This window comes from Sphingomonas telluris, from assembly GCF_022568775.1.
GTDB lineage: Bacteria > Pseudomonadota > Alphaproteobacteria > Sphingomonadales > Sphingomonadaceae > Sphingomicrobium > Sphingomicrobium telluris.
This window is the reverse complement of the sequence record NZ_JAKZHW010000001.1, coordinates 108,646-131,155: the sequence shown is the minus strand read 5'-3', so window position 1 is coordinate 131,155 and position 22,510 is coordinate 108,646. Positions and strand designations below refer to the sequence as shown.

Genomic DNA, 22,510 nt, shown 5'->3' with positions numbered 1-22,510 from the left:
GCCCGCATGCACCAATTCGAGCTTACCGAAGACCAGCTCCAGATCCAGGAGATGGCGCGCAAGTTCACGGCTGACGCGATCACGCCGAACGCGGCCGAATGGGACGAGAAGCACATCTTCCCGCGCGACACGATCCGCGAGGCCGCCGAGCTCGGCTTCGGCGCCATCTATGTCAGCGAGGAGAGCGGCGGCATCGGCCTCGGTCGTCTCGAAGCCGCGTTGATCATGGAAGCGATGGCCTACGGCTGTCCGTCGACCAGCGCCTTCATCTCGATCCACAACATGGCGTCGTGGATGATCGACCGCTTCGGCTCGGCCGAGCTGAAGCAAAAGTATCTGCCGTCGATGATTACGATGGAGAAGATCGGCAGCTATTGCCTGACCGAGCCGTCCTCGGGCTCCGATGCCGCAGCGCTCAAAACGCGCGCCGTGCTCGATGGCGATCATTATGTCGTTAGCGGCTCCAAGGCTTTCATCTCCGGCGGCGGCGCGAACGAGGTCTACGTGACCATGGTCCGCACCGGCGAGGACGGGCCGAAGGGCATCACCGCGCTCGTCATCGACAAGGACATGAAGGGCGTCAGCTTCGGCGCGCAGGAAAAGAAGCTCGGCTGGCATTCGCAGCCGACGGCGCAGGTCAATTTCGACGAGGTCCGCGTGCCTGTCGCCAACCGTGTCGGCAGCGAAGGCGAAGGCTTCCGCATCGCGATGATGGGTCTCGACGGCGGGCGCCTGAACATCGGCGCCTGCTCGCTAGGCGGTGCGCAGCGCTGCCTAGACGAGGCGGTCGCCTACACCAAGGACCGCAAGCAGTTCGGGCAGCCGATCGCCGACTTCCAGGCGACACAGTTCACGCTCGCCGACATGGAGACGGAACTGCAGGCGGCGCGCTACCTGCTCTACGTCGCCGCTGCGAAGGTGACCGCCAACGCTCCGGACAAGACGCGCTTCGCGGCGATGGCCAAGCGCCTTGCGACCGACACCGGTTCGTCGGTCGTCGACCGGGCGCTGCAGCTGCATGGGGGCTACGGCTACCTCATGGACTATCCAATCGAGCGCTTCTGGCGCGACCTGCGCGTTCACTCGATCCTCGAAGGCACCAACCAGGTCATGCGCGTGATCGTCAGCCGGGACATGCTCCGCCAGTGACCGACGACGTCCTGATTTCCGTCGAGCGCAACGTCGGGCGCATCCGGCTCAATCGTCCGAAGGCGATCCATGCGCTCACTCGCGAGATGTGCGATGCCATGAGCGAAGTCCTGCTTGCCTGGCGGGACGACCCGTCGGTGCAGATCGTCGTCATCGATCATGCCGAAGGCCGCGGCTTCTGCGCCGGCGGCGACGTGGTCATGCTCGCCCGAAGCGGCGCCACGGACGCGGTCGACGCCAAGGCCTTCTTCTACAGCGAGTATCGCCTCAACCACCTGCTGTTCACCTATCCCAAGCCGACCGTGGCGATCATGGACGGCATCACGATGGGCGGCGGCGTCGGCATTTCGCAGCCGTGCGAATATCGCGTCGCGACCGAGAACACTCGGCTCGCCATGCCCGAAACGGGCATCGGGCTGTTCCCGGACGTCGGCGGCGGCTGGTACCTCCCTCGCCTGCCCGGCCGTGTGGGCCAGTTCATGGCGCTGACGGGCGCGCGGCTCGACGCGGGCGAGTGCCTCTATCTCGGCCTCGCCACCCACTACATCGAACAGGCGTCGCTCGAGGACCTTTACGACCGCATCGTCCAGGCCCCGAGCCGTCTCAAGGGTACGCTCGGCGCCGCGCAACCCGTCGCGCCGCAGGCCAAGATCGAAGCGAACCTCGGCCTCATCACCAAGCTGTTCGCGTCCGACCGCCTTGAAGAAGTCATGGCCGCGTTGGAGGCCGATGACAGCGACTGGGCGCAATCCGAACTGGCGACGCTCAAGTCCAAGAGCCCGCTGTCGTGCAAGGTCTCGCTGCGGCTTCTCGCCGAGGGCGCCAACCGCAACAGCTTCGCCGAGGAAATGCGCGCCGAATATGCACTCGCCGGACGGATCGTGCGGACGCACGACTTCCGCGAAGGCGTCCGCGCGCTTCTGATCGACAAGGACAACAACCCTCATTGGGATCCGCCGACGCCGGAGCAGGTCGACGACGAGATGCTGGACATCTTGTTCGAGCCCCTTCCGCGGCACGAGCAGTGGAACCCGTTTCCGGAGACCGGAGAATGACCGACTATTCGACCATCCTCGTGGAGAAGCGGGGCGCGGTGACGCTTGTCACGCTAAACCGCCCGCAGGCGCTCAACGCGCTGAACAGCGAAGTGCTTCGCGAGCTGATCGACGCATTTGCAGCCTACGATGCGGACGACAGCCAGCACTGCCTTGTCCTGACGGGATCCGAAAAGGCGTTCGCAGCCGGCGCCGACATCAAGGAAATGCAGGGCCAGGGCTTCGCCGACATGTATTCGGCGAACTTCTTCGGCGGGTGGGAGCAAGTGACCTCGACGCGCAAGCCGTGGATCGCCGCCGTTTCGGGTTACGCGCTCGGCGGCGGCTGCGAGGTCGCGATGATGGCCGACTTCATTATCGCCTCGGAGACCGCGAAATTCGGCCAGCCGGAAATCAAGCTCGGCGTCAGTCCGGGCATGGGCGGTTCGCAGCGCCTGACCTGGGCCGTCGGAAAGGCCAAGGCGATGGAGATGTGCCTGACCGGCCGGATGATGGATGCGGCGGAAGCCGAGCGTTCCGGCCTCGTCGCCCGCGTGGTGCCGGCAGGCGAGTTCATGGCCGAAGTCATGAAGACCGCCGAGACGATCGCGGCCATGCCGCCGCTCGCGGCAATCGCAAACAAGGAGATGGTCAACGCCGCGTTCGAGATCCCGCTCAATCAGGGCATCCGCTTCGAGCGCCGCCTGTTCCACGGCCTGTTCGGCACCGAGGATCAGAAGGAGGGCATGAACGCGTTCGTCGAGAAGCGGCCCGGCAACTGGAAGGGGCGGTGAGCCATGGCAAAGATCGCATTCATCGGCCTCGGCCACATGGGCGGCGGAATGGCGCCAAACCTCGCCAAGGCCGGTCATGAAGTCCGCGCGTTCGACCTGAGCGAGGCGGCACTCAGCGCTGCGGAGCAGAACGGCTGCGTCCGCGCGGGCTCCACGGAGGATGCAGTGCGCGACGCGGACGTGGTTGTCACCATGCTTCCGGCCGCTCAACACGTGCTCGGCGTCTATCGCGACCAGGTTCTCGGAATGGCGCCGACGAGCGCCCTTCTCATCGACTGCTCCACGATCGACGTGGCCAGCGCGCGCACGGTCGAGGAAGAAGCGGCCGCGCAAGGCTACACGATGGTCGACGCGCCTGTGTCCGGCGGAATCGCGGCTGCGGCGTCAGGTAACCTCACCTTCATGGTCGGCGGCAGCGACGAAGCCTTCGAGCGCGCGAAGCCCTTTATCGAACCGATGGCGAAAGCCGTCATCCATGCCGGCGGCGCGGGCGCAGGTCAGGCCGCGAAGATCTGCAACAACATGATCCTGGGCGTGACGATGGCCGCAACGTGCGAGGCGTTCGTGCTCGCGCAGAAGCTCGGCCTCGACCCGCAGGTCTTCTTCGACATTTCGTCCAAGGCGTCGGGCCAGAGCTGGTCCATGACCACCTATTGCCCGGTTCCCGGCGTCGGTCCCGAGACGCCAGCCGACCACGACTATGAAGGCGGCTTCGCAGCCGGCCTGATGCTCAAGGACCTCAAGCTCGCGATGGACGCCGCGGAGCAGGCAGGCGCCTACACGCCGATGGGCGGAGAGGCCGAGGAACTTTACCAGCGCTTCGTCAATCTTGGCGGAGGATCGAAGGACTTCTCCGGCATCATCAAGATGATCGACGACAGCTGGAAAGCGCCCGAACAAAAATAGGAGTGCGCATGCGCAAGAGTGTTCTGATTGCAGTTGCGGCCGTTTCCCTGCTGGGCGCGTGCGGACAGCCCAAGGGCCAGGCGACCAACAATGCGGTTGCCGAAAATGTGCCGGCGGCGGCGGAGGGCTCCAACGAACTCATTCCGATGACCGCACTCGCGAGCAAGAATGAGACGCTCAAGGTGATGCACGAGCGCCACGAGGGCATGGAGCAGATCGGCAAGTCGAGCAAAGTCATCCGTCGCTCGCTCGAGTCCGCTTCGCCCGACGTCGCGCAAATCCAGAAGGCGGCGGCAACGATCGCAGATCTCGCCTCCAAGTCGAACGGCTGGTTTCCGGCGGGCACTGGGCCGGAAGCCGGAAAGACCGGAGCCAAGCCGGAAATCTGGCAGAACCAGGCAGACTTTTCCGCCAAGGACCACGCTTTCGTGAAAGCGGCTCAGGCGTTCAATTCGACGGCCGCGAGCGGCAATGTTGATGCGATCAAGTCGGGCTTCGCGGACCTCGGCAAGACCTGCAAGGCCTGCCACGACAAGTACCGATCGGACATGCATCACTGAGCCGGGAGTCGCCTGTGAAGGTGGCAATCTGGGACGTGCCGACACGGCTCTTCCACTGGACGCTGGCGGCGCTGATCGCGTTCAGCTGGTGGTCGGCGGAATATCATCACGACGACCTGCATATTTGGTCGGGGCTAGGCATCATGAGCCTGCTGATCTTCCGCATCCTGTGGGGCTTCTTCGGCAGCTCCACCGCGCGCTTCGCGAGCTTCGTGCGCGGACCGAAAGCGGTGTTCGGCTACCTTCGAGGGTCATGGCGCGGAATCGGCCATAATCCGCTCGGCGGCCTGAGCGTCATCGCACTGCTCGTCATGACGTGCGTGCAGGTCGGCCTCGGCCTGTTCGCCAGCGACGAGGACGGGATCATGCAGGGCCCGCTCGCGCGGCTGGTCAGCATCGACGCGGGCGACTTGGCCCGGGAGTGGCACGAGGCGCTGTTCAACGTGCTGCTCGCGTTGATTGCGCTGCACATCGCGGCCATCGCCTATTACAAGTTTCGCGGCAAAAGCCTTTTGAAGCCGATGATTACCGGTCGCGGCGCGGTTCAACCGGGGGTCGAGCCTATGAGGCCGGGCAAATGGTGGGCCGCTTTGCTGTGTCTCGTTGCGGGGATCGCAATCACGCGCTGGGTAATTGCGGGCGCGCCGCCCTTTTCCTGATTTGGACGGAAGCCACCGCGACCTCCGAAAAATTCGCGTTCAACGAGCGAACAAATGTCAATGAAGATTGACGGTTATCCGCTTTCGGCAGATATTCGGAGGGGGCCACCTTTGATGCGCAAACTCGAAAGGCGGACCCGGCCCTCGAAGTTCCCCAAGGCCTTACGAGGGCGGGGGCGGTCTGGCCAGTGAGCACCCATTTGCTTGGCACTGGATCGTCCCCCACTTCTAAGTGCTGCTCTGAACCAACAGACCTTATCTAAAGTTAATGGGCGCAAGTTTCCTTGACGGGCCTGTGGCATCTTGAAGCGGAGCGGTATTGGAGCCACATCGGCGCCATGCTCATCCGCACCGAACAGACGCCGAATCCCGCCACCCGCAAGTTCCTTCCGGACCAATTGGTCATGGACAGCGGCACGCGCGATTTCCCGGACGCTGACTCCGCCGAAGCGTCCCCCCTCGCTTCCGCTCTGTTCGCCAGCGGACTCGTCGAGGGCGTTTTCTTCGGCCGCGACTTCATCTCGGTGACGGCTGCGCCAGGCATATCCTGGGGCGACCTAGAACCGCTCGTGCTCGAGACCTTGCTCGACCATTTCGTCAGCGGCGCGCCCTTGTTCGCGCAGGGCAGCGCCGCCGGCATTCGCATCGAGGATACCCCGGCGATCGAGGAGGATCCCGCAGACGCCGACATCATCGAGCAGATCAAGGAGCTGATCGAAACTCGCGTCCGCCCGGCGGTCGCCCAGGACGGCGGCGATATCGTCTATCGCGGGTACAAGGACGGGCATCTCTACCTCGGCATGCAGGGCGCCTGCTCCGGTTGCCCCTCCTCCACTATCACGCTCAAGCGCGGGATCGAGAACCTGATCCGCCACTATGTCCCCGAGGTGGAATCCGTAGAAGCCGTCTGAACTTAGGCGATTCTCCCACTTGCCGATGACCTCGCCATGTGAACACACTCACGTCCGGCGAGTTGAGGACGACGAGTGATCCTGGCCATCGACACATCGACTGCAGCATGCACCGCCGCGTTGTTCGACGCCTCGGGTGCGTGCATGTCGAGCCGGGATGAACTGATCGGCCGAGGCCACAGCGAGAAACTCGTCCCAATGCTCGAGGAGCTGCTCGAAGGACGTTCGGCCGATCGTATCCTGGTCGGCGTCGGACCCGGCAGCTTCACCGGTATCCGCGTCGGGATCGCCGCAGCGCAGGGTCTCGCGATTGCGTGGGACTGCCAACTGTCCGGGATGTCGTCACTGGCGCTGCTTGCGGCAGGAGCCGACACTCCCGGCGAAGTCGCCGCGGCTGTGGACGGCGGGCATGGCGAGCTGTTCGTTCAGCAGTTCGATACTTCAACACGTGAAGCGACGTCGAAGCTGATGAACCTGCCGCCGGCGGAAGCTGCCGCTCTCATTTCAGCGGACGTTGTCGTCGGTCCTGGCGCCGCAGCGCTCGTTGATGCGCGTGGGTCAGGGTGTGCGGAGCCCGCGTGGCCTTCCGCCCGCAATGCCTTTCGCCTGCCGGAGTCTCTCCGCTCGCTGCCGCCGAAGCCGGTCTACGCACGAGCGCCCGACGCCAAGGCGAGAAACGCCGCATGAGCAGCCGCGCCGAATCCGCTGCCGAGCTTCACCTGACCAAAGGCGGGTCGGCCGACCTGGATTCCGTCGTCGAAGTCATGAACGCCGCGTTCGACGAGCGCTTCGGCGAAGCCTGGACACGGTCGCAATGCGCCGGAATACTGCCGATGCCGGGCGTCGAGCTGGTCATCGCCCGCGACGCGGACGCGCAGACGGCGGGCTTCTCGCTCTATCGAACGATCGCCGACGAGGCGGAGCTTCTGCTTCTGGCCGTCGCGCCGCCCTTTCGGCGGCGGGGCATCGGGCGGATGCTCCTCAACCATTTCCTGAGCGAAGCGCGCGGGTCCGGAGCTTCGAGAATCCATCTCGAGGTTCGCGAAGGAAATCCGGCAGTTATGATGTACCGGGCAGCCGGCTTCCTGTTCGCCGGAAGGCGCCGCAAATATTACAGAGGTCGTTTTGGCGGTGAGTTCGACGCGCTTACACTAAGTCGCGTAATGTGAACTTACTTTAATGTAGAGCAATAGCCCGCCCTCTATTGCTGATTGTTAAGACTTGCCGTAGTCAAGATGGAGTAAGGCCTAAGTTCTGGCCGGCAAACCTCTTGCTCGGGGAGAAGCTACAAATGAACGGAAATGAGGGAGCGGAAGACACGCTGCTGACCCTGACAGCAGATATCGTCGCCGCTCACGTCAGCAACAACAGCGTTGCCGTGAATGACCTCCCGCAGCTCATTCAGAACGTGCACGCTGCTTTGACCGGTATTTCGTCGACGACTTCCGCGCCGGAAGCCCGGCCCGAACCGAAAGTCTCCATCCGGTCATCGATAAAGCCCGATTACATCGTCTGCCTGGAAGACGGGAAGAAGCAGAAGATGCTGAAGAGGCATCTGATGACCAATCACGGAATGACGCCGGACGAGTATCGCCAGAAATGGGGACTTGCCGCCGACTATCCGATGGTTGCGCCCAATTACGCGGAGCAACGGCGGACCCTTGCCAAGTCGATCGGGCTTGGAACGAAGCGCCGCAAGACCCGGGGCCGTGCGAAAGCCAGCTAGTGAAAGGGAGCGAAGTGATCGCTCCCTTTTCTTTGACTGGGCGTCGGCTTAACTGATCGCCATGCGGAAGATCGACATCGAGGCCCTGTGCGCTGACAAAGGCCTTCGGATCACCGAGCAGCGCCGAGTCATCGCCCAGATCCTTTCCGAAGCGGAAGATCATCCGGACGTGGAGACGCTTCACGAACGCGCCGCGGCCGTCGATCCAAAGATCTCGATTGCGACGGTCTATCGTACCGTACGCCTGTTCGAAGAGGCGGGCATCCTGGAGCGCCACGAGTTCGGCGACGGCCGTTCGCGCTACGAGGCAGCGTCCGATGCGCATCACGACCATCTGATCGACGTCGAGACGGGCACGGTCATCGAGTTCGTCGACGAGGAGCTGGAGCAGCTTCAGAAGCGGATTGCCGAGAAGCTCGGCTTCCGGCTCGTCGATCACCGGATGGAGCTTTACGGGGTCGCGCTCGATCGCAACCGCTAGTTCACGCGCAAAGGGCTCCCCGCTGCGCGCGGGCCTCCGCATAGCGCTACTGGGCCTGCTGCTCGGGGTGGTCGGACCAATTCACATTGTCACCAAGGCGCTGACGGGCGGCTCGCCATGGCCGCGGCGCTTCCTGGCCGCGGCCGCGTGGATCATCGGGGCTCGCATTGAGCTCGATGGCGTGCGGCCCGGCGCGCACACCTTGCTCGTCTCCAACCATCTCAGCTGGCTCGACATCGTCGTGCTCGGGGGCGGCACGGGAACGGCATTCGTATCGAAGGACAATCTCGGCCACGGGCTCTTCCATTGGCTGGCTGACCAGAACGGCACGGTCTATGTGCGTCGGGAGCATGCTCGGGGCGCCAAGGATCAGGCCGTCACGATCGCGCGGGCACTCGAACGCGACCAGCCGGTGACGCTGTTTCCGGAAGGGACGACGGGTCCCGGGACGCATCTCCTTCCCTTCCGCTCGACGCTTCTGGAGGCCGCATCCTTCGCGCAAAAGGACGTGCAGGTCCGGCCCGTCGTGCTCGACTATGGTGCCGCCGCGGCGGAGATCGGCTGGTACAAGGAGCCCGGCAAGCAGAACATCCTGCGGATCCTCGGGCGAAAAGGAACGCTTCCCGTGACGATCCATCTCCTCCAGCCCCTCGACCGATCAGGCGACCGCAAGGCCCTCACCGAACGGGCGCGCCGGGCCATCGCCGAAACGCTCGCTTCAAGTCACGGCGCGAGTCCCCTATATCCGGGCGTCTGATGACCTCCGAAAATCCGAAAACCTTTCGAATCAAATCCTTCGGCTGCCAGATGAACGTCTACGACGGTCAGCGTATGGCGGAGCTGCTTGGCGCCAACGGCATGACGGCTGCCGTGGACGGCGCCGACGCCGATCTCGTGGTGCTCAACACATGCCACATCCGCGAGAAAGCGGCCGAGAAAGCCTATTCGGAAGTCGGACGCCTCCGTCGCGAGGATGGCTCCAAGCCTCTGGTCGCGCTCGCCGGTTGCGTTGCACAGGCCGAGGGCGGGGAAGCCAAGCGCCGCTCGCCGATGATCGACATGGTCGTCGGACCGCAGGCCTATCACCGTCTGCCGGAAATGGTGGCGCAGGCCGTCCGTGGGGGCCGCCCGGTGGACACGGACATGCCGGCGATCTCGAAATTCGACGCGTTCCCGACCCGGCGCCGCGCGAACCCGAGCTCCTTCCTCACCATCCAGGAAGGCTGCGACAAGTTCTGCACCTACTGCGTCGTGCCCTACACACGCGGCGCGGAGATCTCCCGGCCGGAGAAGGACATTGTTTTAGAGGCGCGCGAGCTGGTGGACGCGGGCGCTCGCGAGATCGTCATGCTCGGCCAGAACGTGAATGCCTGGAGCTATGACGGGCGCGGTTTCGCCGACCTTATTCGTGCCCTCGCCGACATCGATGGTCTTGAGCGCATCCGCTATACGACCAGCCACCCGATGGACATGTCCGACGACCTCATCGCCGCCCACGCGGAGGTGGCGAAGCTAATGCCCTACCTGCACCTGCCCGTGCAGTCTGGAAGCAACCGAATCCTCAAGGCCATGAACCGCAGCCACACGGCTGAAACCTATCTGGCTATCCTGGAGAAGATGCGCGCGGCCCGCCCCGACATCGCTCTGTCAGGCGACTTCATCGTCGGCTTTCCCGGCGAAACCGAAGAAGATTTCACTGCGACGCTGAATCTCGTTGACGAAGTCGGGTACGCTTCGGCCTACTCGTTCAAGTACAGCCCGCGGCCCGGGACTCCGGCCGCCACGATGGAGGACCAGATCGCGACCGAGATCATGGACGACCGCCTGCAGCGCCTGCAGGCACGGATCATTGCCCACCAAGTCGCGTTCAATCGCGCAAGCGTAGGGAAGGAAACCGAAGTCCTGATCGAACGGCGCGGCAAATATCCCGGGCAAATGATCGGCAAGTCGCCGTGGCTTCAGTCGGTTCATGTCGAAACCGATGCGACTCCCGGGGATATCCTGCCGGTGGCGCTCACTGCTGCCGGTCCCAATAGCCTGACAGGAGCCCTCCTGACGAAAGCTGCCGCCTGATGTCCCGCCGCGAAGCTGTCGCAAACGACGCCGGCCGCGCTCGTCTGGAGCTCGAGTTCGACCAGCCCTACCTGCTCGGGCCCCTGTTCGGCGACTATGACCGCCACCTGATCACCATCGAGCAGCGGCTCGGCGTTCACATCGCCGCGCGCGGCAATCGCGTGCAGATCGAAGGTGACGCGGACGCGGCTGCCCGCGCCCGTGAAGTGCTGATGGGTCTCTACGCGCGCCTCGACCAGGGCCACGATGTCGACGCGGAAGCGGTCGAGGCCGTGCTCGGCATGGCCGTGCAGCCCAATCTGGACGGCATCATCAACGAGGAAGTCGCTTCGCCGCCGCGGGTCATGATCCGCACGCGCAAGAAGACGATCGTCCCGCGGTCCACGACGCAGACCGCCTACATGGAAGCGCTGGCCCGCGAGGACATGATCTTCGCGCTCGGTCCCGCAGGTACAGGCAAGACCTATGTCGCCGTCGCGCAGGCGGTGTCGCAGCTGATCGCCGGAACCGTCGACCGCCTGATCCTTTCGCGCCCCGCCGTAGAAGCGGGCGAACGGCTCGGCTTCCTTCCGGGCGACATGAAGGAGAAGGTCGATCCCTATCTCCGCCCGCTCTACGACGCGCTCTACGACATGCTCCCGACGGAGCAGGTCGAGCGGCGCATCGCCAGCGGCGAGATCGAAATCGCGCCGATCGCCTTCATGCGCGGCCGGACGCTCAACGACGCCTTCATCATCCTCGATGAGGCGCAGAACACCACGCCGCAGCAGATGAAGATGTTCCTCACCCGCTTCGGCATGCGCAGCCGCATGGTCATCTGCGGCGACCCGAACCAGACCGACCTTCCGATGGGCGTGAAGTCCGGCCTCAACGACGCCGTCGGCAAGCTGGAAGGCATCAAGGGCATCGACGTCGTTCGCTTCTCGGCGGCCGACGTCGTCCGTCATCCGCTGGTCGGACGCATCGTCGACGCTTATGAGGGTCCCGGGGCGCAGCAATGATGCTCGAGATCGACATAGAATCGGACGAGGAGTGGGACAGTAGCACCGACTGGTCGCTGCTCGTCCGCAAGGCCGCCGAAGCCGCCATCGCCGAGAGCGCCTTCCCGCAGCTGACCGTATCCATGCGTGGCGTCGAGCTCTCCGTCCGGCTGACCGGTGACGAAGAAGTCCGCGCGCTCAATTCCGAATGGCGCGGCAAGGACAAGCCGACGAACGTCCTCTCCTTCCCGATGCTGGAAGAGGCCGACCTCGAAGAGGCAAATGTTGCCGGACCAGAACTGTTGCTCGGCGATATCGTGCTCGCCCGCGGCGTATGTGAGCGGGAAGCCGCCGAGAAGGACATTCCGGTCGAGCGCCACGCCACGCACCTTCTTGTCCACGGCACGCTGCATCTCCTCGGCTACGATCATCTCGAGGACGAGGAAGCCGCCGACATGGAAACTCGCGAGGTTCGCGCCCTCGCCCGCCTCGGCATCGACGACCCCTACCAGGTGAGGGACTGATGGCGACGCGGCACGAAGAGACGGGCTCCCGCCTGTGGCGCGGCATGCGGTCGCTGCTGTTCGGCGAGGATAGCGAGCAAACGCTTCGCGACGAGATCGAGGAAGCGATCGACGACGCCGAGGACGAGCGTCCGATTGCCGGCGACCTCACGCCTACGGAGCGCCAGATGCTCCGTAACCTGCTGCATTTCGGCGAGCGCACAGCCGGCGACGTTTGCGTGACGCGCGGCGACATCATGGCGGTGCCGTCGACGATCAGCTTCGAAGACCTGGTCCGCGCGTTTGCAGACGCCGAGCACAGCCGCCTGCCGGTCTATGGCGAGAGCCTCGACGAGGTGATCGGCATGATTCACATCAAGGATGTCTTCAAGGCGCAGGAAGACCCCAACCGCGACCGAAGCGTTGCGGCGCTTCTCCGCGATCCCCTTTTCATTCCGGAATCGATGAGCGTCATCGACCTCCTCGCGCGCATGCGGTTGCAGCGGATCCATCTCGCCATCGTCGTCGACGAGTTCGGCGGAACTGAGGGTCTCGTGACCATCGAGGACGTGGTCGAAGAAATCGTCGGCGATATCGAGGACGAGCACGACATCGAAGTCACCGGTCAGCTCACCATGCTCGAGGACGGCCTGTGGGAAGCCGATGCCCGCATCGAGCTCGAGGAACTGCAGAAAACGGTCGACGCGCGCCTCACCTGGGAAGAGGACGAAGTCGATACGCTCGGTGGGCTCGTCTTCCTGCTCGCGGGCCACATCCCGGCTAAGGGCGAATGCGTGGACCACCCATCGGGCTGGCGGCTCGAAGCCGTGGACTCTGACCCGCGCAAGATCCTGCGCGTCCGGCTCCACGCCCCCGAAGAGCGCAAGCGCGGCGAGGATTAGGCCGTCGCGAACAGCTTCGCGGGGTCAGCCATGGCCTTGAATTCGAGCGCGTTGCCGGCGGGGTCCAGAAAGAACATCGTCGCCTGCTCGCCTGGCTGGCCTTCGAAACGGATCGTGGGCTCGATCACGAACTGAACGTCTGCGGCCTGAAGGCGCTCGGCCAGAGCCTTCCAATCCTCCATTTCCAATACGACGCCGAAATGCGGCACGGGGACATCGTCGCCGTCGACCGGATTGGACACGCGGCTCCGCACTGCGTCCGGCGCCAGATGCGCGACGATCTGATGACCGCGAAGATCGAAGTCGACCCAACGGTCCGCGCTCCGCCCTTCCGGGCAGCCCAGAAGCTCGCCGTAGAAACGGCGTGCCGCAACGAGGTCGTCGACGGGAAAGGCGAGATGGAATGGTGCAAGCGCCATCAAGCCGCACTGCGAGCCTTCGGCACTCTTGTCCACCTTCGGTCGAGAAATAGGAGCGGAAGAGCTTGTGGCCGCTTTCGACCCATTGCGGACATTAGCGCCACCGTCATTTCCTGATCGGCGTGATCTTCGATCCTTCAAGCCCCAATCCGGCCATCAAGCCCTTCTGGCCGAAGGGAAAAGCGTACACGTCTTTCGCTAACGTCGTGGAGGTGGTGCTCATGGCTGCGCCCTTGTCCACTACCACTACGCTAGGCCCGGAGCCAATCGCCCAGCCATCGCTCTTGCGCAGATAGGTGAGCGCCTTGTCGTTCATCAGGAACAAGGCGTAGCTGAACGATTGTCCACCGGCCTGAAGACCGAAGGAGGCGGCGCCGATCTTGTAGTAGCCCGCTGGCTTGCCGCCCATGAAGAGAACCCCCTCGCCGCCCTGTCCGCCGATCATGAAGCCAGCCTTCACTATCTTGGGAAAGACGAGGATCGCGCGTGCGTCTCGCCCATATCTTTTCGCTCTGTCCGATTGGGCATAGAGCCGGCTAAGCGCCGCCCTGCCGTTTGCATTGAGCTCTGCGGCCGTTGCAGCGGAAGCCTTCTCGGAGAGGGCGCCAAAGGTGCTGGCGAGCAAGAGGCTCACGACCAACACCCAACGTCGGATGCAATTCATTCCCGTGCTCCCTATCGGTGAGGGCAACACGCTTTACCGACCAGAACACCTTCAACCATCCGCAAATGAACTGACCCCGGTCTGATGTCCGCTTTCTACCCATCCCGGCCACTAGCGATGACTTGAGAGTCGCCCGGATGGGCGCACGCGGCAGAGCAGAGGCGTGAACTTAGCGGATTTCGAGGGCCTATCAGGCTTGATCTCCGAACCGCTCGGCGAGCAGGCCGTGGCGAAGGCCGCGGTCGCTGACGGTGAGCCGGTCCTTGCCGAGCTTCTGCATGAGGGTCCGAACGATGCATGCGCCGGCGAGAATGACCTCGGCGCGCTTTGGCTGGAGGCCGACGATGGTCCGGCGACCCTCCGCATCACGGGATCGGTAAAGCTCGACTTGCCGATCCACTTCCTGCGCATCGATCACCGCGCCCTGGACGACAGCGGGATCGTATTTGGCCAGACCCTTGGCGACGGCGGTGATGTTGGTCACGCCGCCGCCCATACCGATCAGCGTGGCGGGAGGCTCGCGGCCATCCAGCCGCGCCAGACCGCCGGAGATCGCTTCCATCGCCTGGTGGACGGTGTCCAGCGAGACGGCCCGGTCCAGTCCGAATTGCTCGCTGTAACGCGCAGCGCCGACGTCCACGCTGAAGCGCTCGTGCACGTGCTTGCCCGTGCCGAAGGTGAACTGGGAACTCCCTCCGCCCGTATCGAAGACGACGGTCTTTCCGGCAGCAGGGCCCAAGGCAGCGATTGTCGCAAGATATGCGAGCCGCGCCTCCTCGTCGCCGGAAATCACCTCGACGCCGACACCGGTTCGTTCCCGAATCGCTGACACAACTTCCGCCGCGTTCGATGCGGTGCGCAGGCCTGCGGTTCCGACGACCGCGATCGCCCTCACCCCTTCGCGCTTCGCCTCGGCGGCCATGCCCGCAATCGCGGAAGCGGTCCGGTCCAATGCGGTGTCGCTGATGCGCCTCGTTTTGGCCAGACCCTCACCCAGCCGGGTCAACTCCGCGCGATCGGCGATGGCGGTCCACGTCCCGTCGCCGCGCAGTTCGCCGACGTGAAACTTGATGGAGTTCGTCCCCACGTCGATGACAGCGTATCGCTCCGGAATCCCTTCGATGAGATCCGACAGGCCCTTTAGGTAGCTGGTGTTGATGTAGCCCGTCAGTCCAAGGGAATTGACCGCGCGCATGACGGCTTCAGGGTCGACGGATTCGACAGCCACGGTTCGTGTCGAACGTCCGTTGGCCGTGATCTCCGAAAGCTCGGCCATGCAGTCCTCGACGGTGTACCGCACCCTGCGCTTGTGGACTTCAACGACACGGACGCCGCTGTCGGCGCGATTGAACGCATCGATGAACGCCTGCATCCCATAGCTTTCGCGCAAGCCCGCCTTCACGGGGACATCCAACGCATCGATGACCTTCACGGCATCGATCGCCGACAAGGGAAACTCGGATTTCATCACGGGCGCCCACTGCTGGAGGCCGTCGCGATTGACCTCGCGCAGGACCTTCACGTCCATCAGCGCGTCGCGGATTTTGACGTTCTGCCCATGCGCCGAAAGGAAATAGACCTCGTCGCTGTCCGTGGTTGCGGACGGCGTCAGCTTGGCAAGACGTTCGTCCGCCTCTCCGAACTTGTGCGCGAATGATCGCCACTCCCAGCGCAATACAATCGGCGCGGGCGTGCCGGCCGTTCTTACAGCGACCGTTTCCAGAGTCTCGTCTGCCATCGTCCTAACCTCGATGTGGGTCGGTACGGCCTATGCGGGTTCCTTCGTCACCTCGGCGAAGTACTTGAGGGCGGTCCGCGTCTTCGTTTCCTGTGCGCCCTTTGGATCGAGCCCGAGCGTCACGAGAAGCTCCTCGAACGCCGTTCGCGCTTCGAGCGCTTCGGCGGGCGCCACCTTGATCGAGACCTCAACAAGATCGTCGCCATTCGGCAGCCTCCACTCCTCCACGCTGAGCTGATGCGGGAACCCCGGATATTTCATTTTCCAGCGCAGCGCCCGGATCGGGCCCATCACGCGAAGCTGCGGGAAGTCGATCGGACCGCGATAGACTTCCTTGAAGAAGCGCTCTTGGTCCTTGGAGAATAGCTTGTCGATCGCGCGATCGCCCTTCGCCACGTTCTGGATTTCGTTTCGCCCCTGCTCGCGTGTCAGCGATACGGAATAGACCGCGCGGTCGCCGACCCAATCGGCTTCGACCTTGAACCCTTCCGAGCGATACCATTCCGGCGCGACCATCTCGATCCGTTCCGAGCGGAACTTCACTGTCGAATTGTCCGCATCGCCCTTCACCAGCCTTGCTCGCAGGGCGATCCCGGCGTCGAAGAGGTCCAGCTCCGGCGTCTCGAAGAAATAGATCAGCCGAACGCTGGCGCTATCCTCGTTCACCTCCATCGCGCGTTCCGCGCGAAGCTCCTGGTCCGGCCGGATCGTGACCTTGATCTCGACCGCATCCGTCAAGTTGAACGCGCTTAGACCCGATCCATGTGACCCATGGGACTTGCTCATTTGCGGTCTCCTTCGGATTGAACGGGTCCCGCATCCCTTGGCAGACATAAGTTGGCGCGAAGGGCAGCACGTCGAGGACGCTCCCGACCTATCTCATTTGAAAGGGAGCACTAATCGGGGAAATTCGGTACGGTTGCTGAGCCGGACGTTGCCTCGGCGAAGCGCTTAGACCGAGCCAGTTCCGAGAACTGGAGGATCTGGGGCCTAAGGTCTGCTTTGCACTCAAAGCGGACATTAGGACCCCAATAGAAAAGGCTATCCTACGCCGGGGTTGTCCGGGCATAGGCGTCCGGATGTATCGCCCAGCTCGACGCTTCCTCTCGGCACGGCCTCTCACGCGGGCATTCGCTTGGCTCTTCGCGCGTTGAGGAGTGAACTTAGCGAACTTCGGGAAGGTGGGGCGGCGAGCATCGGCCGCTTCTCGCGGCTGATCGCGTTCGGCGCGGGAGCCGTCTCAGCCTTCGCGTTCCAGCCGGTCGGGCTCTGGCCGCTGATGCTCCTCGCCTTCGCAGTCCTGTGCGAGCTGCTCGCGCGTGCCGAGACGCTCAGGCGCTCGCTGCTCATCGGCTGGCTGTTCGGCCTGGGCCAGTTCGTCATCGGCCTGAACTGGATTGCGACCGCCTTCACATACCAGGCGGCGATGCCGGCCTGGCTCGGCTGGATCGCGGTCGTGCTCCTGTCGCTCTACCTCGCCGTCTATCCGATGCTCGCGGCAGGCTTGGCCTGGACGTTCGGGCGTTCGCGACCGATCGCGCTGGTGCTCACATTGGCCGGGGCGTGGGCGATTACCGAATGGCTGCGCGCCGGCATCTTCACGGGCTTCGCCTGGAACCCAGTGGGCGTGACGCTGGACAATACGCATTTACTGAATTCCAGCACCGTCATCGGCACGTACGGGCTGTCTGCGCTCGTCGTTCTCGGCGGCGGAATGCTGTGGCTGCTTTTCCGCCGGGATTGGCGCCCCGCCGGTGTCCTGCTTGTCGCGATCATCGCCTTGCACTTTGTGCCGCGCCCCCGCGAAGCCGACGTGCCGAGCGTCAATGTGCGCATCATCCAGCCGAACATCGGTCAGCAGGACAAATGGCGCCCCGGCTTCGCGCAGATCGCGTCGCAGCGGCTCGCCCAGCTTTCGATGAAGCCGGGGAACGAGAAACGGCACCTGCTGCTCTGGCCCGAGGCTGCCGTCACCGACCCGCTCGAAGACGGGCGCAACCCGCCCTATTCGCAGTTCGCCGTCATGGAGCGGCAGCTTGCGGCAGCCGTCATTCGGCCCGGCGAATATCTTCTGACGGGTGCGATCGGCCTCACGTCTGCGGACGGACGCCGGGTCAACGGCGCAACCAACAGCGTCTACGTCCTCGGCCAGGGCGGCATGATCGTCGACCGCTACGACAAGGCGCATCTGGTGCCCTACGGCGAATATCTGCCGATGCGGCCCTTGCTGGAGCCGCTCGGACTCGCACGCCTCGCCCCCGGGGATGTCGACTTCCAGCCGGGCTCCGGTCCGCGCACCGCGACCATCCCGGGCTGGGGCAAGGTCGGCTTCCAGCTTTGCTACGAGATCATCTTCTCCGGCCATGTGGTCGACGAGAAGGATCGGCCCCGCTTTATCTTCAACCCGTCCAACGACGCCTGGTTCGGCTCGTGGGGTCCGCCGCAGCACCTCGCTCAGGCAAGGCTCCGCGCCGCCGAGGAAGGCATCCCCATCGTGCGCTCCACGCCCACCGGGATCAGCGCGGTGATCGATGCGAACGGGCAGGTGCTGAAATCGCTTCCGTGGCGCCAACCCGGCGTGATCGATGCCGAGCTTCCCCCGCCGGCGGCGGCGCTCACGATCTTCGCCAGATATGGCAACATTATCCCCATCCTGATCGGCTTCGCGCTGATCATCGGCGGCATTGTGCTCGGCAGAGGTCGCCGCTACAGGACCGACATATAAAGCTTTCCTTATATCCCTGTAATCCGAGGTCGATCGCGGCAATGCGCAGCAATTATCTCTTCACGTCCGAGTCCGTTTCCGAAGGCCATCCCGACAAGGTCGCCGACCAAATCAGCGACGCAATCGTCGACCTGTTCCTGTCGAAGGACCCCGAGGCACGCGTTGCGTGCGAGACGATGACGACGACCAACCGCGTCGTCCTCGCCGGCGAAATCCGCGGCCAGGGCATCATGGACGAAGAGGGCAATTGGGCGCCGGGTATCCGTGAGGAGATCGAGTCCGCGGTCCGCGGCGTCGTCCGGGAAATCGGTTACGAGCAGGACGGTTTCCATTGGGACCGCCTCGACTTCGCGAACCACCTGCACCCGCAGTCGGCGCACATCGCGCAGGGCGTGGATGCGGCCGAGAACAAGGACGAGGGCGCGGGCGACCAGGGCATCATGTTCGGCTTCGCCTGCGACGAGACCCCGGACCTGATGCCGGCGACGCTCGACTACAGCCACAAGATCCTCGCCGAGATGGCCGCCGACCGCCACGCGGGCCGCGCGCCGTTCCTCGAGCCGGACGCCAAGAGCCAAGTCACGCTGCGCTTCGAAGGCGGCAAGCCGGTCAAGGCGACCGCCATCGTCGTCTCCACGCAGCACAAGCCGGGCTACGACCGCGGCGAGAAGCAGGCCGAGCTCCACGCCTACGTGAAGGACGTCGTGGCCAAGGTCATGCCGACCGAGCTTCTGGGCAACGAAACCGTCTACCACATCAACCCGACGGGCAGCTTCGAGATCGGCGGCCCTGACGGCGACGCCGGCATCACCGGCCGCAAGATCATCGTCGACACCTATGGCGGTGCTGCTCCGCACGGCGGCGGCGCCTTCTCGGGCAAGGACCCGACCAAGGTCGACCGTTCGGCCGCTTATGCCGCGCGCTACCTCGCGAAGAACATCGTCGCGGCCGGCTTCGCGAGCCGCTGCACGATCCAGCTCGCCTATGCGATCGGCGTTTCGAAGCCGCTGTCGCTCTACGTCGACACGCACGGCACCGGCACAGTCGGTGACGAGCAGCTGGAGCAGGCGATCGGCAAGATCGAGAAGCTCGGCGGGCTGACGCCGCGCGGTATCCGCACGCACCTCGGCCTCAACAAGCCGATCTATCGCGCGACCGCAGCATACGGCCACTTTGGGCGCAAGGCTGAAGGCGATGCCTTCCCGTGGGAGCGCCTTGACCTGGTGGAGGACCTCAAGGCCGCCGTCGCCTGACAACTGTTGGCGTGATACATGGCTGCGATGCTTCTGCTCGCTGCCATGCTCGCCGCAGCTGCTCCGTCAGCCACCGACGAAGCCGCGATCTTCAAGGCCGCCGGCTTCAAGAAGCATGGCGCTTCCTGGAAATCGGGCGAGTGCGAGGGGATGGAGGGCGAGTCCTACCAGCCCGGCACGATTGAGACCTACAAGGACATCAACGGCGACGGCCGTCCTGAGGCGGTCGTCACCGAGGGCAGCGGCATTTGCTACGGCAATACGGGCACTCGCTTCTGGCTTCTCACCAAGGAGCCGAACGGGACCTGGAAGAGCATGATCAGCGAGATCGGCATCGCCGAGTTCGTGCCGAGCAACAAAGGGCGCGCGGGATGGCCGAGCCTGTCCATCGGCGGACCGGGCTTCTGCTTCCCCGTCTATCGGTGGAACGGCCGCGTGTGGCAGCTCTACACGTTCGAATATGAAGGCAAGCGCTGCAAGAAGCCCTGATGGCGGCTTGCTGAACCCCGGGCGAAGCGCCTAGTCGCCGCGCCCATGACCGCTCACAAGGCCGGCGACCCGACCACTCTCAACCGTCTGTATGGCCGCGCGAGCGGGCACAAGCTGCGCAAGGGCCAGCAGGAGTTGATCGACTCCCTGCTGCCGCAGATCGAGGTGCCGGCCGAAGGCGAGATCAGCGCGGAGCGCCTGTTCGGCGAAGACAAGCCGCTGCACTTCGAGATCGGCTTCGGATCGGGCGAGCATCTCGCCTACCGCGCCGACATGCTGCCGGACCACGGTTTCGTCGGCTGCGAACCCTTCCTCAACGGAGTTGCGGTCGCCCTCGCCCATGTCCGCGACCACCATCTCCCCAATGTCCGCATCTGGCGCGGCGATGCGCTGGAGGTGTTGCGGCGCGTTCCGGACGGAGGCCTCAGCTTCCTCTACCTGCTGCACCCGGATCCATGGCCGAAAGCTCGCCACGCCAAGCGACGGATGGTCAACGACGGTCCGGTTGACCTGTTCGCGGCCAAGCTGAAGGCGGGCGGCGAGTTCCGCCTGGCGACCGACGATCCCACCTATCTCGAATGGTCGCTGATGGTCATGCAGCGGCACGAGCAGCAGTTCGAATGGCTCGCGAAGATCCCGAAGGACTTCCTCGAACCGTCGGGCGGGTGGATCGAAACGCGATACGGTGCGAAGTCGCGACGCGAGGGCCGGCGACCATATTATCTGCGCTACCGTCGCAAAGGCTGACACTGTAAGGCCCGGCGATATGGACATCCGCGACACCGTCCTCGCCGCGATCGGCAACACGCCGCTCATCAAGCTTCGCCGCGCCTCCGAAGAGACCGGCTGCACCATCCTCGGCAAAGCGGAGTTCATGAACCCCGGCCATTCGGTGAAGGACCGCGCGGCGCTGGGCATCGTCACCGATGCGATGGACAAGGGCGAGCTCCGCCCGGGCGGGATTATCGTCGAGGGCACCGCCGGCAATACAGGGATCGGCCTGACCGTCGTCGGCAACGCGCTCGGCATGCAGACCGTGATCGTCATCCCCGAGACGCAGAGCCAAGAGAAGAAGGACACGCTTCGCTCGCTCGGCGCGACGCTCGTGGAAGTGCCCGCGGTCCCCTATCGCAACGACAACAATTACGTGAAGGTCGCCGCGCGCATGGCGCAACGGCTTGCGCGGGAGCATGCCCAGGGCGCCATATTCGCGAACCAGTTCGACAATGTCGCCAACCGCGACGTGCACGTCCGTACGACCGGACCCGAGATTTGGGCGCAGACCGGCGGAACCGTGGACGGCTTCGTCAGCGCCGTCGGAACGGGTGGAACGCTCGCCGGAACGGCCATCGCCCTTCGCGAGCGGCGGTCCGACGTCGCGATCGCCATTGCGGATATCCCCGGCGCTGCCCTCTATTCCTACTTCACCACCGGCGAACTGAAGGCCGAAGGCAGCTCCATCACGGAAGGCATCGGCCAGGGGCGCGTCACGACGAACCTCGAAGGGCTGGAAGTGGATGAAGCCTTCCTGATCCAGGACCAGGAGAGCCTCGAAACCACGCTCGGCCTGATCCGGGACGAAGGCCTCAACGTGGGCCTGTCGACCGGCGTGAACGTCACCGGTGCCGTTCGGCTCGCGCGAAAGCTCGGTCCGGGCAAGACGATCGCCACGATCCTCTGCGATCCGGCCACTCGCTACCAGTCGCGGCTCTTCAACCCGGAATTCCTGCGCTCGAAGGGCCTCGTGCCGCCTGAATGGCTCGAACAGCCGCAAAGTCTCGAACCCGACCTGGTCTGAGAGTATGGGGTGCCATCGCGAATCAGCGGGAGGCAAGAATGACTCTTTCCATCGGTAGCGTCGCGCCGGACTTCACGGCCGAGACGACGCAGGGTCCCATCAGTTTCCACGACTATCTCGGCGACAGCTACGGCATCCTGTTCTCGCACCCAAAGGATTACACGCCGGTCTGCACGACCGAGCTCGGCTACCTCGCCGGGCTCGAGGATGAGTTCGCGAAGCGCAACACGAAGGTCATCGGCCTGTCCGTCGATCCGGTTGGAGCCCACCAGGGCTGGCTGCAGGACATCAAGGACGTCACCGGCAATGACGTGAACTATCCGATCATCGCCGATCACGACCTCAAGGTCGCGAAGCTCTACAACATGCTTCCGGCCGACGCGGGCGAGACGTCCGATGGCCGCACCGCCGCGACGAACGCGACCGTCCGCACGGTCTACATCGTCGGGCCCGACAAGCTCATCAAGGCGATGCTCATCTACCCGATGAGCTCAGGCCGGAACTTCGACGAGGTCCTCCGCCTGCTCGATTCCATCCAGCTGACGGCGAAGCATTCGGTCGCGACGCCGGTGAACTGGAAACAGGGCGAGGACTGCATCATCGTTCCGTCGCTGTCCGACGACGCCGCGCGCGAAAAATTCCCGAACGGCTGGAAGACCGTGAAGCCCTACCTGCGCACCGTTCCGCAGCCGCAGGAAGAAGCCGCCGAGCAGAAGCTGGAAGTTCCGATCACGCAGTAAGCCGAA

26 protein-coding genes are annotated in these 22,510 nt (G+C 64.3%); 22 read left to right on the top strand and 4 right to left on the bottom strand.

Annotation, left to right across the window (positions count from 1 at the left end; genetic code table 11):
• Nucleotides 1-6 precede the first annotated feature (6 nt).
• The 16 genes from LZ016_RS00670 (at nt 7) to LZ016_RS00595 (ending at nt 12,678) form a co-directional block, all read left to right on the top strand.
• A complete protein-coding gene (locus LZ016_RS00670; RefSeq protein ID WP_241445033.1) occupies nt 7-1,149 on the top strand; it encodes an acyl-CoA dehydrogenase family protein in 1,143 nt (380 codons plus the stop codon).
• A complete protein-coding gene (locus LZ016_RS00665) occupies nt 1,146-2,204 on the top strand; it encodes an enoyl-CoA hydratase/isomerase family protein (RefSeq protein WP_241445031.1) in 1,059 nt (352 codons plus the stop codon). Before LZ016_RS00670 ends, LZ016_RS00665 begins: the two co-directional genes overlap by 4 nt.
• Nucleotides 2,201-2,977, top strand: coding sequence for an enoyl-CoA hydratase (locus tag LZ016_RS00660; RefSeq protein WP_241445029.1), 777 nt, complete (start codon nt 2,201-2,203; stop codon nt 2,975-2,977). The genes LZ016_RS00665 and LZ016_RS00660 overlap by 4 nt, the downstream gene beginning before the upstream one ends.
• A 3-nt stretch (nt 2,978-2,980) precedes the next feature.
• Entirely contained in the window at nt 2,981-3,883 is a 903-nt protein-coding gene (gene mmsB / locus LZ016_RS00655) for a 3-hydroxyisobutyrate dehydrogenase (RefSeq protein WP_241445027.1), read from the top strand.
• An 8-nt stretch (nt 3,884-3,891) separates the two neighbouring features.
• Nucleotides 3,892-4,443: a c-type cytochrome gene (locus LZ016_RS00650; RefSeq protein ID WP_241445025.1), complete on the top strand. Its 552-nt coding sequence runs from the start codon at nt 3,892-3,894 to the stop codon at nt 4,441-4,443.
• A 14-nt stretch (nt 4,444-4,457) separates the two neighbouring features.
• On the top strand, nt 4,458-5,102 hold the full coding sequence (locus LZ016_RS00645; protein WP_241445017.1) for a cytochrome b/b6 domain-containing protein: 645 nt from the start codon (nt 4,458-4,460) through the stop codon (nt 5,100-5,102).
• Between the two features lie 338 nt (nt 5,103-5,440).
• Complete coding sequence (locus LZ016_RS00640) at nt 5,441-6,013, top strand: NifU family protein (RefSeq protein WP_241447417.1); 573 nt, start codon at nt 5,441-5,443, stop codon at nt 6,011-6,013.
• Between the two features lie 75 nt (nt 6,014-6,088).
• Entirely contained in the window at nt 6,089-6,700 is a 612-nt protein-coding gene (tsaB, locus tag LZ016_RS00635) for a tRNA (adenosine(37)-N6)-threonylcarbamoyltransferase complex dimerization subunit type 1 TsaB (protein ID WP_241445015.1), read from the top strand.
• Entirely contained in the window at nt 6,697-7,182 is a 486-nt protein-coding gene (locus LZ016_RS00630) for a GNAT family N-acetyltransferase (RefSeq protein WP_241444997.1), read from the top strand. Before tsaB ends, LZ016_RS00630 begins: the two co-directional genes overlap by 4 nt.
• A 122-nt stretch (nt 7,183-7,304) precedes the next feature.
• Complete coding sequence (locus LZ016_RS00625) at nt 7,305-7,739, top strand: Ros/MucR family transcriptional regulator (RefSeq protein ID WP_241444995.1); 435 nt, start codon at nt 7,305-7,307, stop codon at nt 7,737-7,739.
• 61 nt (nt 7,740-7,800) lie between these two features.
• Complete coding sequence (locus LZ016_RS00620) at nt 7,801-8,220, top strand: Fur family transcriptional regulator (RefSeq protein WP_241444993.1); 420 nt, start codon at nt 7,801-7,803, stop codon at nt 8,218-8,220.
• Nucleotides 8,221-8,287: 67 nt separating this feature from the next.
• Complete coding sequence (locus LZ016_RS00615) at nt 8,288-8,977, top strand: lysophospholipid acyltransferase family protein (RefSeq protein ID WP_241444991.1); 690 nt, start codon at nt 8,288-8,290, stop codon at nt 8,975-8,977.
• Nucleotides 8,977-10,293, top strand: coding sequence for a tRNA (N6-isopentenyl adenosine(37)-C2)-methylthiotransferase MiaB (gene miaB / locus LZ016_RS00610; protein WP_277622476.1), 1,317 nt, complete (start codon nt 8,977-8,979; stop codon nt 10,291-10,293). The genes LZ016_RS00615 and miaB overlap by 1 nt, the downstream gene beginning before the upstream one ends.
• Nucleotides 10,293-11,294: a PhoH family protein gene (locus tag LZ016_RS00605; RefSeq protein WP_241444972.1), complete on the top strand. Its 1,002-nt coding sequence runs from the start codon at nt 10,293-10,295 to the stop codon at nt 11,292-11,294. Before miaB ends, LZ016_RS00605 begins: the two co-directional genes overlap by 1 nt.
• Nucleotides 11,294-11,797, top strand: a complete 504-nt coding sequence (gene ybeY, locus LZ016_RS00600; protein ID WP_241447416.1) for an rRNA maturation RNase YbeY — start codon at nt 11,294-11,296, stop codon at nt 11,795-11,797. The genes LZ016_RS00605 and ybeY overlap by 1 nt, the downstream gene beginning before the upstream one ends.
• Nucleotides 11,797-12,678: a hemolysin family protein gene (locus LZ016_RS00595; RefSeq protein ID WP_241444970.1), complete on the top strand. Its 882-nt coding sequence runs from the start codon at nt 11,797-11,799 to the stop codon at nt 12,676-12,678. The genes ybeY and LZ016_RS00595 overlap by 1 nt, the downstream gene beginning before the upstream one ends.
• On the opposite strand, the gene LZ016_RS00590 is transcribed toward LZ016_RS00595, so the two are convergent.
• From LZ016_RS00590 to LZ016_RS00575, 4 genes are all read right to left on the bottom strand, one after another.
• Nucleotides 12,675-13,097, bottom strand: a complete 423-nt coding sequence (locus LZ016_RS00590) for a VOC family protein (RefSeq protein ID WP_241444967.1) — start codon at nt 13,095-13,097, stop codon at nt 12,675-12,677. The genes LZ016_RS00595 and LZ016_RS00590 overlap by 4 nt on opposite strands.
• 106 nt (nt 13,098-13,203) lie before the next feature.
• A complete protein-coding gene (locus tag LZ016_RS00585) occupies nt 13,204-13,731 on the bottom strand; it encodes a lipid-binding SYLF domain-containing protein (protein WP_241444965.1) in 528 nt (175 codons plus the stop codon).
• Between the two features lie 220 nt (nt 13,732-13,951).
• Nucleotides 13,952-15,499 (bottom strand): Ppx/GppA phosphatase family protein, encoded by a 1,548-nt coding sequence (locus LZ016_RS00580; RefSeq protein WP_241444963.1) that lies wholly within the window; start codon nt 15,497-15,499, stop codon nt 13,952-13,954.
• Nucleotides 15,500-15,529: 30 nt separating this feature from the next.
• Nucleotides 15,530-16,285, bottom strand: a complete 756-nt coding sequence (locus LZ016_RS00575; RefSeq protein ID WP_241444961.1) for a CYTH domain-containing protein — start codon at nt 16,283-16,285, stop codon at nt 15,530-15,532.
• A 364-nt stretch (nt 16,286-16,649) separates the two neighbouring features.
• On the opposite strand from LZ016_RS00575, the gene lnt reads away from it, so the two are divergent.
• From lnt to LZ016_RS00545, 6 genes are read left to right on the top strand one after another with little or no spacing between them, the layout of a single operon-like run.
• Nucleotides 16,650-18,224 (top strand): apolipoprotein N-acyltransferase, encoded by a 1,575-nt coding sequence (lnt, locus tag LZ016_RS00570; protein ID WP_241444960.1) that lies wholly within the window; start codon nt 16,650-16,652, stop codon nt 18,222-18,224.
• A 41-nt stretch (nt 18,225-18,265) separates the two neighbouring features.
• Complete coding sequence (metK, locus tag LZ016_RS00565; RefSeq protein ID WP_241444958.1) at nt 18,266-19,477, top strand: methionine adenosyltransferase; 1,212 nt, start codon at nt 18,266-18,268, stop codon at nt 19,475-19,477.
• Nucleotides 19,478-19,495: 18 nt separating this feature from the next.
• Nucleotides 19,496-19,966, top strand: a complete 471-nt coding sequence (locus LZ016_RS00560) for a hypothetical protein (protein WP_241444947.1) — start codon at nt 19,496-19,498, stop codon at nt 19,964-19,966.
• Between the two features lie 45 nt (nt 19,967-20,011).
• Entirely contained in the window at nt 20,012-20,713 is a 702-nt protein-coding gene (trmB, locus tag LZ016_RS00555; RefSeq protein WP_241444945.1) for a tRNA (guanosine(46)-N7)-methyltransferase TrmB, read from the top strand.
• 19 nt (nt 20,714-20,732) lie between these two features.
• A complete protein-coding gene (locus LZ016_RS00550; RefSeq protein ID WP_241444935.1) occupies nt 20,733-21,764 on the top strand; it encodes a cysteine synthase A in 1,032 nt (343 codons plus the stop codon).
• A 38-nt stretch (nt 21,765-21,802) separates the two neighbouring features.
• Nucleotides 21,803-22,504 (top strand): peroxiredoxin, encoded by a 702-nt coding sequence (locus tag LZ016_RS00545; RefSeq protein ID WP_241444928.1) that lies wholly within the window; start codon nt 21,803-21,805, stop codon nt 22,502-22,504.
• Nucleotides 22,505-22,510: the final 6 nt, after the last annotated feature.